We start from the raw sequence: 17,589 nt of genomic DNA, 5'->3' as shown, positions 1-17,589 counted from the left end.
TGCAAAATGCGGGGCAGTCACGAACCAGCTGGGCCATTTGTGCCGTTCCCGTCACGGTCTTGCGGGCCGGCGTGAGTGTCCCAGATCAACCGTGGATCGAACTGCATCGTAGCTGTCATCGTCAGTAGGACCACGGCCGCAAAAGCGACGGCGCCCCAACCCGACGTCGCAGACGCGACTGACCTGAAATTGACGAGCGCGATCGTGAGCGCAATCACAAAAATATCGAGCATTGACCATCGCCCGAGGCGCTCGATGATCCGGAACAGTTTTGTACCCACCAACGGGTGGCAGCGCGAGGTACCACCCGATGTCCAGGCGAGGAACGCGAGCGCGACGAGCTTGAGCAGCGGGAAAGCGACGCTCGCGATGAAGATAACCGTGGCAATTGGCCAGTCCCCGCTGCGCCAGAAATGGACAACGCCACTGATGATGCTGTCGTCCTTCGAGCCAAGAATTGTCACGGTATGAAGAACCGGCAGCAGGTTCGCGGGTAGATACAGGATTGCCGCTGCGACCAGTAATGCCTGGGTACGCATGAGACTGTCCGGCTTCCTGGGATGCATCCTGGCTCCGCAACGGGAGCATTGCTGCGCAGCCGCGCGCGCTCGCGGAGCGGGCTGGGCGCCATGACCGGATTCAGTGAACTCACGGTGGGCAACGCCATCGCAGCTCCTGCATGCAACAAGCCCCACGTCCTTGGCAGACGAGAAGGGTACGGCGGGCAAGGTCGTGAGTGACCCCGGCAAGTTGTCCCGTTCACGCCCATCCAGTGTCTCGCGGATGTGCCACAGGGCACGCGGCTCGAATGCCATGACGACTGCGAGCATGAACGGCAGCGTGCAAAGCGCGAAGAGGGCGGTCTCCGGGATAACGTATGCACGGCTGGCAAGCTTGGTTGCGGTAACAACGACCCCGAGGAACAGGACTTCAATCATGACCCACGGCCGCACGAACTGCAGCACGCGCAGTACCACTGCAAACGCGGGAGGAACCACGCCAAGGCGCATAGGAGCGGTGACGTAGAGCACCGCGGCAAGATCGAGAAACGGAAACACGATGGTCAGGCAGGCGACCAGGACAGCGAGTGGCCACATACCTTGAGCCCAGAGTGCGCAGACAGTCCCTGTCAGGGTGGTGGCCGATGTGACTCCCCCCATCTCCAGTTCTACAACTGGATACGCCTGCGCGACGAAGAAGGTAATCATCGCGGCGAGCGCCAGTGCCACGACGCGATCGAGCTGCGCCATGTCTGTGCTGGCGATGCTCGCCCCGCAACGTGGGCAGTGCATTTCCGCCTTCCGGGTCCGAAGTGGTCGAGAAAGCAGAAGATCGCAATCTGGACAGGCAATGAGATTCCGGATTTCCATGGTTTTCAGGTCTCTTGCCTCGTCAGGCTTCAGACGCGTCCGTCGCATTGCTCAAGCCTGTCCGCATGGACGCGAGTTCCACTTCCAGTGCAGCGATCTCGTTCCACTGCCTGAGCACAGTCTCCCGCAGGAGCGCGAGTTCGTGATGGACGGCGGCAAGTGTGAAGCGTCCACACGGTTGCAGGCACGATTCGCATGCGGCGTCAGAGGGGCTGTTGCGACAGATCCTGCTGCGTGCTGGTTTGTCAGTGAGTCGGGTTGTCGCAAGGAACACGTTGACCTCTTCTGCTTGATTGCCACTTCAATATGAACACAGCGTTGTGAGCCGACGAGCAGGAGGGGGCTGCTCCGGACAAGGCTCGCTACTTCGCCTGTATGCCAGCTGTCGCTGTCCGCATCGCTCCACGAACGCATTTCGACGGTGCGGGCGACTCCTGCTGTACGGCAAGGATCGCGGCCGCTATTTCATCCGACAGCTGGGACACTGCCTGCTGATGCCCCTTCACGAGCTCGCCAAAGCCATTGCCCACGGGCACCGAATAAATCGAATGGCAGGTCAGCATGGTCGCTCCTGTTCGTGGTCTCACCGTCCACACCGCGTCGAGTAATGCGTGCGATGCGTACCATGACTCGAATCGCTGCACCACAACGCTAACCCGATAGACCGGTTGATCTGCCGGGAAGGGAACGCTCGCGACTTCGAATGTGCCAAGCGCCTCCGAAAGGCTCGCTGACAAACTCTGGCGAATCTCATCGGCCGGGGCGGTGCTCCAGCGCTCCTGCTCCATGACCTGAACGCGCACGGAGTCCTTCTGCAACACGAGTTGCCGTCTCGCTATCTGTGCTGGCACGACGACAGGCGCCACATCGATCAGAAACGCTGGGCGTGAGCTTTCGTCGACCGACGCATTTTCGCGTAACGCGGGCCGCGGGGCCGTGCCCAGAGTGTAGGTTTGCACTTCCGGTATAGAGGTGCACGCGGCTACAAGCGCAGCAATGCTACATAGAGCGAGAAGCAATTTCAGGCATCCGGCCTGGCTACTTCGCATGATTGTTTTCAGTCTCATGGCTTTTCATCCCGGGGCTTGCCGCGCAGCAGTGACTCCGGATGTTCCTGGAGGTAGACAGCCAGATCGGTCAGCGATTGCAGCGTGCGATTGAGCTGCGAAACGGCTTGCCGCATATCCGACTGAAGCGGCGAGTCCTGCTGTAACGCAGCCTGCGCTGTACGGAACGTTTCCTGGGCGGTCGCGAGGGTATCGCGGGCCTGAGGCCCGAGTTCGGTGTTCAGTTGTGTGAATGCACGATTGGCACTCTGGAGCGTTTGATCCAGGTTGGTCCCGATCCTGTCGAAGGGCACGCGATCCAGCTTTTTCGCAATATCAGCGATGACCACCTGAAGCTCCTCCAGCGAGTTCGGCACAGTCGGCAGTTCCAGCGGTACCTTCGTCATGTCTATCGTGGCCCGTGGGGCGTTCGGAAAGATGTCCAGCGCAATGTAGCGTTGGTTCGTGATCAGACTCCCTGTCCGTAGCTGAGCACGCAAACCCCGGGCGACGAGTTTTTGCAGCAGTGCCTTTCCGGCGTCGTTGTTGCCTTCGCCCAGCGACTCCCGGAAGCTTCTTCCAAGACGATTGGGAAAGAGGTTCACCGTCACGGGCATCGTGAATTCTGATCGTTTCGGATCGTATTCCACGTCGATCGCAGTGACGTACCCAAGCTCGATTCCGCGAAAATCGACCACCGCGCCGACAGACAGTCCGCGCAGTGACTGGTTGAACTTCATGACAACGCTTGCAGCGGGACTGTCCGGCGCGCGCATTGCCTCCGCCTGACTGTCGGAGAGCGGGAAGACGGTGCCGTTGGGCGCCTCACTTCCCGACTCGTGGTCGGGACGGGACTGGAACGCGAGCCCCCCCATGACGACCGTCGCAAGTGACTGGGTGTTCAGCTTCATACCACCCGAATCTAGCCGCAGGTCGACACCACTTGCGTGCCACCAGCATGAATCTGCCCTGACGAATTTGTCATAGGGCGCATCAATGAAGACCTGGATGGTGACCCCCTTGCCGTCATCGTTAAGGGAGCGTGCTACAACACGTCCGACCTGAAAGCGGCGGTAATAGACTGGCGAGCCAATATCAACGGAGCCGAGGGAATCGCCTTCAAGAACATAGCGACGCCCATTCTGGTCACTGGTCACGGTGGGAGGCGTCTCAAGTCCGATGAATTTTTCACGGGGCTGGTTGGAGCGACCGGGATCCATGCCGATATAGGCGCCGGAGAGAACGGTACCAAGACCAGAAACACCACTCATACCGATCCTGGGGCGCACCACCCAGAAGCGGGCGTCGTCGACCGCGAGATTTCGTGAGGATTCGGTGATCTGTACATCCACAAGGACACGGGAATGGTCATTCGAGAGGCGGATGGCCTTGACCTCGCCAATCTCCACGTTCCGGTATCGCACCTTTGTTCGCCCGGCCTCCAGGCCTTCGGCAGTGAGAAAGCTGATGGTGACAGTTGGCCCTTGTATGGCGACTGATCGCACAAGTAGCGCGATGCCGATCAGCGCTGCCGCGAGCGGTACGAGCCAGATGGTGAGCGGAAGAAATCGTCTGAGGGACATTGGACAGTGCTGCGAGATTGGATTACCTGAATTGGGCGAGAAGTTCGTCTGCGCCCCGTTCAATGCCGGTTCTGGGGGCGTCTGGCGAACTCAACCTGGCAGAAGGCCTGCCATCCGGATACCTTTCGATAAAGGCTTCAACTAGCTGATTTGAAGAGGAATCCAAAATTTCTACTGCGTAGATGACATATCCGGGTAACGCCGTGCCTGCACCGGTAAGCGTCAGTCGAACGCGAAGCGTATCGGCTCCGGGTTCATTCACCAGATCGAAGCGTGTGGCCAGCCTTTCTGCGAACGTAGCCTGCATGAATTGAGCGAGTTTCGAGCACTCTGCAGCGTTGACGTGGTGAAACTCAGCGTCCGGTCCGCCGTAAATCTGGACCGGTTCAAGGATGAGCTTCCTGTACCGAGACCAGTCCTGTGGCAATGCATAGCGATAGGGCATATGCGTTCCGTCCCTGTCGTCGGGATTGACGCGCAGGTACGGCGACGAGGCGAGGCTGGAATACTTGACGGGCCTGACTGCCGAGCACGCCGAGAGCGCAAGAACGAGCGTTGCGAAAAGCGCAAGACAGACCGTTGCGAGCATCACGGCTTTTGGGGCCTGCTTCAGCAGTAACTCCATCGCAGGGGATATTAGTTTCAGTGTATTCATTTAAAACCGTCTAGCCGGTTTGTACATAGCGCGCTTCCTAAGGCTGAGGTCTGCGAAAACGTCGTCGTAGCGAAGCTCAATCCAGCATCACGCGCCGATGCTCACGGCGCCATACTACCGGAGCCCCGTCGCTATGTAAACCGTCTAGCCGGTTTGTATTTGTGCGAGAGCTTGGCTGGCTAGCTCCTTTGAAGCCCGCGTCGCTTTCCTCAGGGGCCCCGCGCAGGGACGCTTTTTCGGGAGCACGTGGAGGATTGAACTGCGGACGATGCCATTCGTTCTCGGTGAAGCCGGCGAAAATTGCGTGCTTGAGGCTAGTCAGGCCGCGAAAGAGGGTGACGAAGAGTCCATCGAGGCAACTGGCACAAACTTATCGTCCGGATTCCTGTTTAGCGCGTATGCCGCCATTTCGAATGGCGGATGTGCGACGGCTATCAATTTGAGCCCGTGGTCAGCCTTCATCAAATAGCGCGCGTAAAGACGCTATTGGGCATTGAGGTATAACTGTATCTCCAATTCGAAGGTGCTCATCATCGACTCGCACCTGGTCGGAATGAGTGCTTCCAAACAGCGATTCCGATGCGTATATGCCTTGGTGATGTATTGGGGGCAGGCGACGATGTCTGTTTCTGGGTATATCCCTCGCGGGGAACGGATTGGCCGGTTGAATCGATCGGCGAGTCACTGCTCGTCGGCACTTTAGGGAATACAGCATCGTCTTGGGTCGACATGATCCCGTTCCTGGGTCGGGTCGGTGCTCATCCCGCGTCGCCTCGCCTGCTCCTTGTTCTCAGATTCCGGCAGGATCACTCGCGCTCGGTGTCTGCGGGAAGAGACGCCGCGCGATCGTCATCACGTCGCGCTCATTTTCCAGCTGGCAAGACGTATCTTCGACGAAGCTGGCAGCATTACAACGCACGGGTGTCAAGTACCAACTCCTCTTCCCACACCGAAGTCTCATCCGCGCGGGGCGACCAGGAAAAGCACGCTTGCTGGCGGCCCTGTGGATCGACATAGACGTACCACTTCACCGGACTGCCAGGTTGCCGGTGGCTTCTTAGTGCCTTGACTTCCGTTAGCGCCGGCTGCCCGTCAGGACGACCATTGGCAAGACCCAGATGAAACACGCGGCAGCGGCTGGAATCGACTTCCGTCACGATTTCAACGAGCTCCTCAGGGGACGACACCAGCACGCTTCGAATGGCCTGATCGGGATCGTCGGGTCCCCAGAGCAGGTCGACGAAAAAGACTGGTGATTCGGCGGAAATGCCAACACACCGCCACGAGCGGTGGGGTGCGGATAGTTTCTGTTTCGCCGGGTTTGACTCGGCCCACTGGGCATGGGTCAACAACATCTCTAACTCACAAAAATTCGGTTTGTAGATTATATCCCGTGGACCAGGAGTCTCGGCATAGTCACGCTTCGTTATATGAAGCAACGCGACTATGAGACGCTACGACAGCATCTCGCGATCAACATTAAAGCGCTCCGGCGAGAGCATGAGCTCTCCCAGGAACGTCTGAGCCTTGAGGCTGACGTAGATCGCAGCTACGTGAGTCAGATCGAGCGGTCGCTTGGCAATCCGTCGCTGCTGGTGCTTGCCGCACTTGCCAATGTTCTTGGGAGGGACGTCGGCGAGCTGCTGTCTCCTCCGTCACCACGACGACGCGGGAAGTGAACGGCATGCCCGCGACCCATGCCCGCTTTTCACCGTGAAAAATGCCCGGCCGGCGCTTGCCCCCGCGAAGGTGTGAGCGATTGCTCTGGCTGCGGAGCATCCTCTGAGGATCGCACTGGGAAACTCTCCTCCATGATTGCTCGCAGCTCGGAAAGATCGGTTTGGGAATACCCCGCGGTTGTCACCACGGACCCGTGGCCGAGCAGGGCCGCCGCCATCGGCAGCGGGACCTTACGATCGATCACCAGTGTTTTGCCCACGAGATGTCTGAGCCAGTGAGGCGAGGCGCTTTCGAGCACCAGCCGGGCCGTATTACTCTCTGGCATTGCGGCCGCGATCTCCTGGAATGCCGACTTGACAACACGATATAGCCCGGAGGGACCGAGACCGCCACCGCGCTCCCCGCGGATCAGCGGCGCGACTTCCGCGGGCGAGGGTGTCGCGGGAAGTCCGCATGCGATTCGATAGCGCTTGAGGAAAAGCGTGCAGCTGTCCGGGAGGGGAATGGACCGTTTCTTCTGTCCTTTGCCCATGACCGTCAGTGTCCATCCGTCGGCGTCAACGCTCAGGCGCGGAAAGCCCTCACGGGTCGCCAGTTCATCCAGCCGGACGCCAGCGAAACGGAAGACTGCCAAAGCCGCTGCGCGCCGCGCAACATGCGGCCGTTGGCCCATGCTGTGGGCCTGCTCGCGTAGCCATCTGTCGATGGCTTCGACCGCGGCAGGCGGCAGGATACGTTCCGGCCGGAATCCGGCGCGGGCAGCGGCGGTGCTGCCCAGCCTGGCGCACGGATTCGACATCAGATAGCCCGTGGATGACAGAAAGCCAAAAAGGCTTCGCAGGACGGCCATCGTGCGCTGCTGGGCGGCTTCACTACGTTCGCCCCCCTCATACTCTGCTGGTGTTGCGCCGCGCCTGCCGTCCCGGTAGTCGAGCAAGGTAGCTCGCGTCAATGCTGACAGGGGGCCGGTCACGCCGTGCGCTTGGCACCAGCGGATCAGGCGGCGAATTTCCGCGGTATAGGCACGATGCGTATGACGCGACCCACTTGCCCGCTCCTGGAGGAATCGATGGACTGCGGCACCGTCATCACAGACGCCCAACGTGTTGGTCGACAAATCACTGTTGTATAACCGGCCGGTGCCCGCGAGCCAGGTTTCCTCGCTGACCGGTCGTCGCGCCGGATGCAGGTCGGGGCGAACGGCAGCCGCTCCAGGCCGATTCGGGCCGGACGTCAGCGACGTCGGTGGATGAGCCGGGCGAAAGCGCACCCTGAGGGTACGCAGGAGCCGCCCGACCACGGCCTCGGCGCCAGGGGCTTGCGCCGCACTGACTGTTCGGCTTTGGCCCAGATCCCAAAACCGGACCACGGTTCCACCGCCCAGCAGGAGGGCAAACACTTCTGGCTGGGCAACTTTCGCGGCCGACATGGAGCCGTGTTCTTCGAGCAGCCGGGCCGGTGTCCAGGTCTGGTAGACGGGCGTCCCCAGAACCGCCGTGAGATAGGCGATCGCGCTGTCGAGGTCGGAAGGCAGTGGCCGCGCCGGCTCAGCCGCGAGGTCGACGTAATTCGAGGGATCTAGCACGGTACGTCGTCCGTCTGGCGGGCGGCCTAGCGGGCAGCAGGGTTCTGCTGGTCCGCAGGCGCAGTGGGGCGCGCGCTTGCATCGGTTTCTGCGTCGGCGCGAAGCGGTTTCTGATACGGCTCGCTGACCTGGGCGAGGCGAAGGCGCAAGGCGTTCATTTCTGGCTGGACGGCAGGCTGTGCCACTGCCCGCGACTGGCGAAGCCCGTCGGTCATAGCAAACAGCTGCTTTGACAGGCCGGCATACCGCTCCCGGACCGCCGCGAGTTCCCCGTCGTGCTGGCGCCGGGCTTCATCGCTGGCGCGGAGCGCCTGGTCAAGTGCCGCTTCGGCACGAAGCGCACGGTCCGTTTCCCCTGCGAGCCGCTGCTGGAGCTGGACCAATTCCGCCTGCTGCTGTGCGACCCGCACGTCCTGCTCGCGCGCCTGCTTTTGCCGGTCATCGAGTTCGGTGCGCATCATCTCAACCAAAGCGCTCGCGTTGTCGCGCTCTGCCGCAGCGGCGGCGACCGACACCGAGGCGTCTGCCTGTGCCGCGGCGAATTCACCGCGAGCGGCTTCCAGGGCCCTCAGCCACAGCGAGCGCATGGCGTCGGCGACCGGGTCGGGCAGCCCGCTCGCCGTATAGCGGGCACTGGACTCGCTGATGACCTCGGCTTCGACCAGCCGAACCTGCCGGCCCACCCAGGCGGGGTCGCCCCCTCCAAGCTCCGCGCGCACCCGACGGGCGGTGACGATACGGCGGAACAGCGCAGGCGTGACGGGCGCAGCCACGCCGGCCGCGTCCAGCATGCGCTGGACGGTCTGGCGAACGGATTCCGGAGAGTTGAGCGGTGTGCGGCCCATTTCGCGATTATGGCGGGAAATCCGTGAGTTGACGGGATTTCCCGATTTCATGGCGCACTTTGCAGTATTTAAGGGAAAAGCGTCAGGGAAAAGATCGGGACTGCTGGATAAGTTTCATTATCAGGCGAATCGCGGCACCAAATCGCGTCTGACGCGTCGGCGCTTGAGCCTGTCCGCTATCGGGGGCGGATTTGCCATGGACCACAGCAAGCCGCGTGACGGAGATGCAAACCCCGGGAATAGAATTTCTTAATCTTGGGGAGCGGGTAGGGGTCGACCATGTCGCCGGCTTTACGACGACGTCAATTAGACAAAGAAGTCATATCAGGAAAACTTAACGACTCGCGAACGGAATGATCTGATTATTACAGTGTTGTGTGATGACATCTCGATTCTTCTAGTATCCGTTCCGACTCATATTCAACATTATTCGATATCCTTATCAATGTTTGGTTTGGCAATGACCAGCGATGAGATGAGGAAACCAGATGGCAACCAGGCTGCTTCCCGATGATGCTCGCAGCGCGACGGATATTTATAAGGGCCTGTTATTTACGATGCATTCGCGACCGCTGAACGCCCTGGGAGTGTGTCTGCGGGACAGCTTGACCCGTAACTGACATGAGCTACAGTTAGCTGAAAAAGGTTGCCGGGTCGCCCCGTCAAATCACTGAGACCCGCGCCAAGCGCGTCTGTCAAGTCGTCGCACTCGGTCTGGAATACCATGTCTGATCTCACGACACGCCAGAAGCGCCTTGTGAAAATTCGCCAGAAGGGACTTGGGACCGGAACTGGGCAGGCCTACGTTCCAGGCAAGACAGTGTGGGGCGACAGGTGGGCGAAGCGTGTCCATCGGATACCGTTTATGGGACGGGAAGCCCATATTGCGAATGACAGCCGGTACGCCGAATTTCTTTGGGAAACCTACCAGGACGACACGGTTGATATTCGCGAATCCTATGTATGTGACCCTGAGCTGACGCTTCGCATAGCGGGCGCGATGCATATACCGCATCCGCGATACGACGATGGCAGTGAGGCAATCCTCTACACCGATTTTCTCGTCTCAAAGCGCCTGGAGGGAAAACTGTGTTTCGTGGCGAAATCGGTCAGACGTCGACGCGACGAACCCCCTGCCATGACCAACGAACTCAGGATCGTCGAACAATACTGGATCAGACAGGGCATCCCCTGGTCACTCGTACTGAACGACGGAATGAATGAAAACTGGGCGCTCAATCTTGACCGTCTGTACCTGATCGCATTGCGGCCCGATCGTGCGGGCGAAGGGGCGATGGATCCGAATATTCAACAAACAATTCTTGACGCTTTGAGCTGGGACACCGATGCAACGGTAAGTGAGGTGTGTGCTCACGTGATGCGTCGGCGACAGCAACCTTTTCACTTTGGACTTAATGCTTACCACCTCCTGCTTGCTGCCAGGCATATCCGCTTTAACCTCGACTGTGGAAACTTCGATCATGAGCCGGTATCCTCGCTTCGGATTGTTGACTCACAAGTCGTTCCACTTCAGGCGCCCCGATGATCGAAACCCGGCTACGCTTCGTCTGTCGATGCAGGCCGATGAAGAATGACCTGGGAGCGACGCGTGAGACTGAGTCATATCATTGCTCCATAAGCGAATACTGGACGCGGACATGCCGTCGAAAGTGAGAGCACTGGTTCAGGTCTATAACAATCAGGTGTACCTGAACCTTAAAGAAGATCGACTGTATCGCGTTGTAATGACGGGGTACAGTCAGCCGAAGACCTACCTCGCGCGGACAGATGGATCGAGAATATGCATCGTCTCTTACCAGACTGAGGAGTTCGCCCGTCTGGCTGGAGCGAATGCGACCGCGACAGGTGGCTATCAGCTGGTGGAAGATCCATGGCTTCAAAAAAATAGGGAGAAGCGGTCAACCCCGGGCCATGTGAAAAAATCGGAAGGAACCGCAAAACTTCTTGCGCCACTGGTGAGAAGAAAGACGCCGGAGGATATAGAACGATTCATCGCATATCTTGAAGGCGGTTCATCGCGTTCTTCGGGCTTCGCTGCCAGAGCCAAGGAAGAGCACGTTGGACGGAAGGCGGTTTATGACGCTTTCCGCCGGTGGCTGCAGCGCGGCATGTCGGACGCAGCAGTCTCCAGCGACTATCCAAGAAGTGGTCGTCTTACCACGCGTCGGGAACGTGTGTACAAAAAGGTCCCGGGCCGTCGCTCCAGAGACCCCCGTCCGAAAACCATTCCGCCATCCCTGCGACGTGACCGGCTCATGCGGCGGATGATGGACTGGTTGGAGACAAACAATGAGGCGCTTTGGGACAAAAATCTGCCTAAAGACCTCGGATCGCTTGATACCAGCAAACCGCCGGCGAGCAGGAAAAATCGGAGCAGCGACAAACGGGGGCAATCTGGCCGAAAGGGAGGACGGAGCAAGCGGGGAGCAAGGAGAAAACGCTCGAGGCCGACTTTACGGGACGTCGTTCTCAGAGCCAATTATCTACTCCGTTGCGAAAAAGTAATACGAAATGAACGCGGTGAAGTGATCAACGTCGAGTGTCGGCAGGACGACGCGATCACCGACGACCAGTTTAAGCATTTTTTGGCCGCAGAGCGCAGGCGTCAAGCCTTCGACCCCGGATGCGGACAGGCCACAAGTGGGAAGCGTCGGCGTAAGACGGGACATGCTGTGCAGCATTGCGCGGGACCTGGGCATGTATTCATGGTGGATGCAACCGTTGCCGACGTCTATTTGCTGTCGACATTGTCCCGGATGCTGGTCGCTGGCCGCCCCACCGTTTATTTTGTCATCGATGTCTGGTCGAGGATGATCGTTGGAATCCATGTCAGTTTCCGGCCACCGTCGTTCGAAGGAGCCGCACTCGCGCTGATCAACATGGCCAGTCCGAAAGCGGAGTTCTGCGCCAAGTACGGATTTACGATAACGACGGAGGACTGGCCCTGCCGGCATATGCCAGGTCGCTTTCACGTTGATCGCGGTTGCGAGTATAGACAATCCGTTCCTTGGAGAAGGATAGGGGCACGATTTGGGGTTGGCGTTGACAATAGCGCACCCCTGGAGCCGTTCTGGCGAGGGATCATCGAACGTCGTTTTGGTCTGATACCTGTCATCGCTCAGCGGAACGGATACGGCATTGTCGAAAAAGAGAAGCAGCGTGGTTACGACCCTGCGAAGGACGCATTGTGGACCCGGGCGGAATTCATGCTTGAACTGCTGCGCGCAATACATCTGTATCACCGCACTCCGATCGGAAACGATCTTGATGCGCCAGCAGATATGGTCGGAGTGGGCGACGCCAATACGCCGCTCAATCTTTGGAACTGGGGTGTCAGTCACGGAAATGCGGTGCTTGCCGCATGCGAGGTCGACGATGTTGAGCACACTGTTCTCCCGGATGTAGAGGCTACGCCGGTAACAGGGGGAACGTTGACCATTCGAAAACTGACCTACATAGCCCAACGTCCACTCGGTTCTGGTGGAGGGCGTGTGCCAGGTGGAAACCAGGACATCATCGTCCGCTGCAACCCTGACGATCTGTCGAGAATTACCTTGTCCGGAGCCGATGATAACCCGGTGTATGCACACCCCGGGAAATCCCCTCTCGCACATGCATATGAGGCGTCGCTTCCCGAGATTGAGCAATATCAAAGGCTAAAGCGGGCGAACGGAAGAACCGAGATGCAAAAAAACGAGGGGTTGAGGATGGCTCAAGCGCTTAATTCCCACGAAAGCATGCACGCATCAGCCGAGAGACGGGAGGCCGCGCTTGCAGCAGCGGGGAAGGTCGCACCCGATACCAAACACATGCGAGCTACGAGGCGGGACGAGCAGGAAATTGAACGCTCCGCTCGGGACTCAGCCGGAACAACGAAGACCTCGTCTACCCCTTCGCTTTCCAATGGACAACGATCTGAAACATCGGCCTTTGCGGATGCAACGAAGGCGGCTCGGAGCAGCGTAGTGGCGGATTTGCTGATGCGTGCTCCAACTGGCCGCGTCAATAAGCGGAGAATCTGACATGGGATCACCACGCTCTAAAAAACAGTTAGACCTACAAGAAATTCCATTGAATGTTCCGGGCGATCCGATCCTCGGACGGTGTGATATGGCGATCGAGGCAATCTATCGTCCGTCCAATACCGAACTTCAAGAATACGCGGACAACCCACTCATCCTGGCGTTACCGGAATTCAGGCGTCAAGAAATTCTGGATAGCATGACCAAAGGATTCAAACTCGGCTTCACTGCGCAATCTCGCTCATGGAGAAAGGAGATGCGCTTGCTGGCGCTTGCGCGAATCGACCGGGTCTGGGTGCTGCTCCCCATCCATATTCAACTCGTTGACTGGTTTCATATCGCACTACGTTCCCGATACGTTCATTTTCAGACGACAGAGACCATTAAACGGATAATGCAGTCTACCTACGCGAGTATCCAGAGGGGTAGGTACAAGGTATTTTCTGCACCACGCAGTTCCCATTCGGAATGCATGCCGGTTCTCGCGATTTCAGGCGTGGGGAAGACCACTGCAGTCAAGATGGTCTTGAGCACGTTGCCAATGATCATAACGCACAAGAGTTATAAGGGCGAATGGTTAGGCGTTCAGCAGGCTGTTTGGGTATTTGTTACCTGCCCGCACAATGGTAGTGTCAGGAGTTTGTTGCTCGGCATATTGGGTTGGTTCGATTTGTATATTGGGACAAGGTACGTAGCAGAAGTCGGGGATCAAGCCGTTTCCTCTATGCTTGTAGAGAAAGTAATTATGGTGTTGAGCATTCATTACACAGGAATTCTAGTGATTGATGAAATACATAATTCCTTGAAAAGTGCAAATCGCACAGATTTGATTGATTTCCTGACAAATATTTTTAACGCGAGTTGTTGCAACTTCGTTGTTATTGGTTCCCCGGAGGTCGAAAAGGAGCTGAAGCGATTCCAGACGCGACGTCGGGTGGGTAGTGCAGGCGTGGCGAAGCTGGCTCCGCTCAGGGATGGGCCTGACTGGAAGAGTGTGTCTGATGCAATCATGGAGCAAGATTTCCAGCGCCGTGCGTGTAAGGATAAGGAGGGTGTCAGAAAGCAGTTACTACGGCGCTCTGCGGGAATGCCGGCGATCGCCAAACTCGTCTGGAAGCTGACTCAATACGAAGGAATTTTCATCGAAGATGCCAAGGGCGTAGAAGGGATTGCACTTGGAGAAGTGACTGTCGAACTCCTTGATACGGCAGCAGACAGGGGACTTGGGCTGGTTGAAGGGATGCTTGAGGCTATTGCGAAATCAGACTACAGGAAGATCGCAGAACTTACAGGCGCAGCAGAAGACGCTGTTGGCGCTTACTTGGAATCGATGCCTGTCGATAGTGAGCAACGTCGCGCAATCGAAGAATCCCAGATTCGCGTAGAGAAGTTCATTGGCACGGTCACATATCTGATTGACCTCGGGGTAAGACGAATTGATGCCGAGCGTCTGGCCGAGACGGTAATCGCTGAGAATCCAAATCTGGACGCGAACGCTACCGTACGGCGTGCGATTTTTTTGATGGAGAAGGGAGTTGACGAAGCGCTGCGGACGCAGCCCGACGATGAGCACCAGAAGTCATCGTCGGGTGCGCGTCCGAACCCATCGCGGCGCTCGGACGCGCAATCAGATGGTGCTCGCGGGCGCAAGAAGCCACGCCAGAAATCCGGTCGCTGAAATGAGCGTATTCCTCGATAGCGCAGAAGCCGATGAGCCTTTGTTTGGTGTTGTGGCACGCTATGGAAAACAGATGTTCGTGCACGACTGGCGTTCGTTTATCAGCGGCCTTTTTGGCTACCTCGCGCCACTAAATACTGGCCTAGCGTATAACCTCGACGAAGTGGCCCATCAGACGTCGACGTCGTTTGGATTGACCGGCTCGCAGATTGCCGAAAAGCTCACTCTGTTCCCTTATTATGCGAGCTTTTGTGCCCCAGACTTGCGTTATCGACTGCAAGCGGAAGTACTGAGGCGTTCTAGCAGGATTTTGCGTGGCGACCTCCTGAAGTTGATTCAACGCCCTCGTGTGATCCGTATGTGCAGAGACTGTCTTGAAACCGATAAGGGATGCGGGTTACCATTGACATGGCGACGTGTGCATCAACTTCCTGGCGTGGTAATTTGTCCGACGCACGGCGGGTATCTTCGGGAGTTCCCCCAAATCGCTTGCCCAAGTCGGGCGTGGCCGATACCAGAAGATTTTTCGAATGGCGTCGCAACGTCGTTCGTTTCATCTCGGACGCACCGCCCCGGTATAGTTGCCGTCGCAACGATATCGCAGCGCATTCTTCAAGACTCGGCCCTGTCTTTTAGGAATCTTCCCTATCAATCGTGGCTTGAGGGCGCGCGCCTTGCCGGTTACCAAAGGGGGAGAAACACCCTTGAGTCAGCTAAGGTCGCCAAGGATCTCGTCGACTTCTACGGTGCCGAATACCTGTCCCATTGCGAGTTGTTACCAGTGAGTAGGCAAAACTGGATTGTCGGACGCGTGACAGGTGCACAAACATCGGCGATGGCCTTGCCACAAGTGTTGCTATACGTTTTTTTTGAAAACAAAATTCAGAACGTGTCCGAGTCTTGGCCCACCTGTCCAAGCAGGTTTGCAGCGCACGGTCCCGGACACCGTGTAGAGGTCCGAATTCGGAGTGGCGGGAAATATTTTTGCCAGTGCCAATGCGGTATGGCTTTTGTTGGCACGCGAGGTGAGGCGCCGACCAGAACCACAGTTTCGGTGTATGGGGAGCCATACGCTTGCGAGGCGCAGACGTTGCACTGGCAAGGCTTATCGACAGCGGATATCGCCGGGAGGCTGGGCGTATCGGAGACGACCGCCCGTAGATTCGTCCATAAAGACCAGGCTTACGTTCAAAGAACGCTCAGCGATTTCGCCAGAAATGTTGCGCTAGACTGGCGGACCCACGTGTCCATTTTAGGTTCGGTCAGCACCGTACAGAAACAGTGTGACGGACTCTATCGGCGAACCCGTCGGTACGTGCCGGAAGAAATAGAAAAATCACGTATACGACGCAATCTCAAGCGATGATGGCACAACGATGACAATTTTTCTTCCCGATCAGCTTGATGAGGAGCCTCTTTTCGGGATTGTGGCTCGCTATCTGAAGACACCTAGAACACTATTGCCAGCCGTATTGGAGCATGTTTTCGGGTACCAAATGCCCTACGGAAAAATGCCATTCAATCTTAATCGTGTGGAAGAGGCGACTCGCGTTTGCTGGGGATTGACAGCAAAAGACATCGCCGAACGTATGACGGGGTATCCATATTTTGCTGCTTTGGCAGTCGACAAAACACCAATGCAAATTCTGGAGGCGATTTCGTCTCGGCGACAACCTACCGACGCAAGCTACCTGGGTCGTGTCCGATTTGGACCAAATTCTAGTCAACGAAGGTTTTGCAATTCGTGTTTCCAGTTGGACCGACGAAATGATCTCCCAATTCATTGGCGGAGAGTTCATCAATTGCCGGGTGTGTGCATTTGTCCGTGGCATCACGAACTGTTGTACGCTGTTTTGACGGGGACGGCGTACAAACGTGGATTCATCGACGCAGCGGATTTCAGATCATTTGACGCTGAACGTATCGGGTTGAAGCTGTCGAGCTCGAATTTCGAAGCTTGCCTCAAAGTGTCGTTGTTGTCTCAATGGCTTTTATCGAATCGTGTTGTGATCAATCCTGAGCTATTCAAACATCAACTTTTTAGTTTTATCAAAGATAAGTCTCTGGGCAGGATCCTTTTGTCGAGTAACCGGGCATTCATCAGCGCAATTGTGTCCCATTATGGGACTAGCTATCTCCGATGGGTGACATCTCGGCGTGAAGGGAGGGCAGTCAAGTCGGGAGAGTTTGCGTTACTAGAACAATCTTTGATTAGGGGGCAGATGAGTTCGCTACGTATGGTGTTGTATGCGTCTGCGTGCAATGCAATGTCGGTTTTTAGTCTGGACTCAGGCTCTACGGTGATCGACCTCCCGATGGGCGTGCGCCCTTCGGTCGATTGCATATATAGTGCGGAGGCGACCCGCACCAACCATTCGGTAGTCGTTGGTAGGAAAAGCTACGGTCGTTACGAGGCAACGTGCGCGTGTGGGGTTCGCTTTACGTTCTCTCGTTGGGAGAACCGAAAGCCAGCTGACGTCAAGTTGACCAGCCGGTTGAACGGCCGGTCTGAAGAGTGGATAAAGCGCATTTTCGAACTTCACAGCAATGGTATGTCATACCGTCAGATTGGTGCAATGTTTGGGATTGGCGAATCGGCAGTAGGCCACGTGTTACATAAGGCGCGAACGCGGAGCCGGGATCTTGAGACTCAGACTGTCCCTAAATAAAGACTGCCAGCAAGTCCCGGGCAGGGCGGCAAGTCTAGACTTTCGCTCGAGAATGCACCGAGATTGGCCAGTTACGACTTCAAGTCCGAACTTGTCGTGAGCGGCGGGGAGCGGAAATCGATGCGAATCCGGCCACGGGGGAAGTGTCTGAATTTTTGTGTGCAAGGCAGATAAAAACCTGCCGTCTGGCAGGTCATCAATTGCATTCTACAAATGATTCCTGGTGAAGCGATCCTCGTAGAGGATCGCGAACTGGTTCATCGCGGCTTTCCAGTCATGTGCGGCACGGCTCCAGTCAGCCGTGATATTGCGCAAGGCCAGCCACAGCAGTTTGGTCGCGGCCTCGTCCGTGGGGAAGTGCCCACGCGTCTTGACGATCTTGCGTAGCTGGGCGTTCACGCTTTCAATGGCGTTGGTCGTGTAGATCACTTTGCG

Annotated in this window: 14 protein-coding genes; 6 read left to right on the top strand and 8 right to left on the bottom strand. The window is 57.4% G+C overall.

Annotated elements, in window-relative coordinates; translation table 11 throughout:
• Positions 1–17: 17 nt before the first annotated feature.
• The 5 genes from E1N52_RS38455 to E1N52_RS38435 form a co-directional block, all read right to left on the bottom strand.
• Complete coding sequence (locus tag E1N52_RS38455) at positions 18–1,370, bottom strand: paraquat-inducible protein A (RefSeq protein ID WP_133189796.1); 1,353 nt, start codon at positions 1,368–1,370, stop codon at positions 18–20.
• 362 nt (positions 1,371–1,732) lie between these two features.
• Positions 1,733–2,437 carry a PqiC family protein gene (locus tag E1N52_RS38450; protein WP_133189794.1) on the bottom strand — a complete coding sequence of 235 codons (705 nt, stop codon included), beginning with the start codon at positions 2,435–2,437 and terminating at the stop codon, positions 1,733–1,735.
• Positions 2,434–3,999: a PqiB family protein gene (locus E1N52_RS38445; protein WP_133189792.1), complete on the bottom strand. Its 1,566-nt coding sequence runs from the start codon at positions 3,997–3,999 to the stop codon at positions 2,434–2,436. Before E1N52_RS38445 ends, E1N52_RS38450 begins: the two co-directional genes overlap by 4 nt.
• Positions 4,000–4,021: 22 nt before the next feature.
• On the bottom strand, positions 4,022–4,654 hold the full coding sequence (locus E1N52_RS38440) for a DUF3313 domain-containing protein (protein WP_246089402.1): 633 nt from the start codon (positions 4,652–4,654) through the stop codon (positions 4,022–4,024).
• Between the two features lie 908 nt (positions 4,655–5,562).
• Positions 5,563–6,009, bottom strand: coding sequence for a hypothetical protein (locus E1N52_RS38435; RefSeq protein WP_133189790.1), 447 nt, complete (start codon positions 6,007–6,009; stop codon positions 5,563–5,565).
• A 75-nt stretch (positions 6,010–6,084) separates the two neighbouring features.
• Here E1N52_RS38435 and E1N52_RS38430 point away from each other — a divergent pair, with 75 nt between their 5' ends.
• Positions 6,085–6,333: a helix-turn-helix domain-containing protein gene (locus tag E1N52_RS38430; protein ID WP_133189788.1), complete on the top strand. Its 249-nt coding sequence runs from the start codon at positions 6,085–6,087 to the stop codon at positions 6,331–6,333.
• Between the two features lie 29 nt (positions 6,334–6,362).
• On the opposite strand, the gene E1N52_RS38425 is transcribed toward E1N52_RS38430, so the two are convergent.
• Together E1N52_RS38425 and E1N52_RS38420 are read right to left on the bottom strand one after the other, a co-directional pair.
• Entirely contained in the window at positions 6,363–7,919 is a 1,557-nt protein-coding gene (locus E1N52_RS38425; RefSeq protein WP_133189786.1) for a tyrosine-type recombinase/integrase, read from the bottom strand.
• Positions 7,920–7,945: 26 nt separating this feature from the next.
• Complete coding sequence (locus E1N52_RS38420; protein ID WP_133189784.1) at positions 7,946–8,815, bottom strand: DNA-binding protein; 870 nt, start codon at positions 8,813–8,815, stop codon at positions 7,946–7,948.
• A gap of 673 nt (positions 8,816–9,488) precedes the next feature.
• Between E1N52_RS38420 and E1N52_RS38415 the strand changes: the two genes are divergently transcribed.
• The 5 genes from E1N52_RS38415 (at position 9,489) to E1N52_RS45635 (ending at position 17,154) form a co-directional block, all read left to right on the top strand.
• On the top strand, positions 9,489–10,310 hold the full coding sequence (locus E1N52_RS38415; RefSeq protein ID WP_133189782.1) for a PDDEXK family nuclease: 822 nt from the start codon (positions 9,489–9,491) through the stop codon (positions 10,308–10,310).
• Between the two features lie 112 nt (positions 10,311–10,422).
• A complete protein-coding gene (locus tag E1N52_RS38410; protein WP_133189780.1) occupies positions 10,423–12,807 on the top strand; it encodes a DDE-type integrase/transposase/recombinase in 2,385 nt (794 codons plus the stop codon).
• Position 12,808: 1 nt separating this feature from the next.
• On the top strand, positions 12,809–14,485 hold the full coding sequence (locus E1N52_RS38405) for an ATP-binding protein (protein WP_133189778.1): 1,677 nt from the start codon (positions 12,809–12,811) through the stop codon (positions 14,483–14,485).
• Entirely contained in the window at positions 14,439–15,851 is a 1,413-nt protein-coding gene (locus tag E1N52_RS38400) for a TnsD family Tn7-like transposition protein (RefSeq protein WP_165979546.1), read from the top strand. Before E1N52_RS38405 ends, E1N52_RS38400 begins: the two co-directional genes overlap by 47 nt.
• A 10-nt stretch (positions 15,852–15,861) precedes the next feature.
• Positions 15,862–17,154: a TniQ family protein gene (locus E1N52_RS45635; protein ID WP_133189774.1), complete on the top strand. Its 1,293-nt coding sequence runs from the start codon at positions 15,862–15,864 to the stop codon at positions 17,152–17,154.
• A 207-nt stretch (positions 17,155–17,361) separates the two neighbouring features.
• On the opposite strand, the gene E1N52_RS38390 is transcribed toward E1N52_RS45635, so the two are convergent.
• Positions 17,362–17,589: transposase (locus E1N52_RS38390; protein WP_133184843.1), on the bottom strand; the 228-nt coding region annotated here is incomplete at its 5' end.

This window comes from Paraburkholderia guartelaensis (assembly GCF_004353905.1).
GTDB lineage: Bacteria > Pseudomonadota > Gammaproteobacteria > Burkholderiales > Burkholderiaceae > Paraburkholderia > Paraburkholderia guartelaensis.
The sequence above is the reverse complement of the archived record's forward strand: the minus strand, read 5'-3'. Positions and strand labels throughout refer to the sequence as shown.

Excerpts from the sequence above, each read along its gene's own strand:
- E1N52_RS38455 (WP_133189796.1), bottom strand. The coding sequence starts at position 1,370 with ATGGAAATCCGGAATCTCATTGCCTGTCCAGATTGCGATCTTCTGCTT.
- E1N52_RS38450 (WP_133189794.1), bottom strand. The coding sequence starts at position 2,437 with ATGAGACTGAAAACAATCATGCGAAGTAGCCAGGCCGGATGCCTGAAA.
- E1N52_RS38445 (WP_133189792.1), bottom strand. The coding sequence starts at position 3,999 with ATGTCCCTCAGACGATTTCTTCCGCTCACCATCTGGCTCGTACCGCTC.
- E1N52_RS38440 (WP_246089402.1), bottom strand. The coding sequence starts at position 4,654 with ATGAATACACTGAAACTAATATCCCCTGCGATGGAGTTACTGCTGAAG.
- E1N52_RS38435 (WP_133189790.1), bottom strand. The coding sequence starts at position 6,009 with ATGTTGTTGACCCATGCCCAGTGGGCCGAGTCAAACCCGGCGAAACAG.
- E1N52_RS38430 (WP_133189788.1), top strand. The coding sequence starts at position 6,085 with ATGAAGCAACGCGACTATGAGACGCTACGACAGCATCTCGCGATCAAC.
- E1N52_RS38420 (WP_133189784.1), bottom strand. The coding sequence starts at position 8,815 with ATGAAATCGGGAAATCCCGTCAACTCACGGATTTCCCGCCATAATCGC.
- E1N52_RS38415 (WP_133189782.1), top strand. The coding sequence starts at position 9,489 with ATGTCTGATCTCACGACACGCCAGAAGCGCCTTGTGAAAATTCGCCAG.
- E1N52_RS38410 (WP_133189780.1), top strand. The coding sequence starts at position 10,423 with ATGCCGTCGAAAGTGAGAGCACTGGTTCAGGTCTATAACAATCAGGTG.
- E1N52_RS38405 (WP_133189778.1), top strand. The coding sequence starts at position 12,809 with ATGGGATCACCACGCTCTAAAAAACAGTTAGACCTACAAGAAATTCCA.
- E1N52_RS38400 (WP_165979546.1), top strand. The coding sequence starts at position 14,439 with ATGGTGCTCGCGGGCGCAAGAAGCCACGCCAGAAATCCGGTCGCTGAA.
- E1N52_RS45635 (WP_133189774.1), top strand. The coding sequence starts at position 15,862 with ATGACAATTTTTCTTCCCGATCAGCTTGATGAGGAGCCTCTTTTCGGG.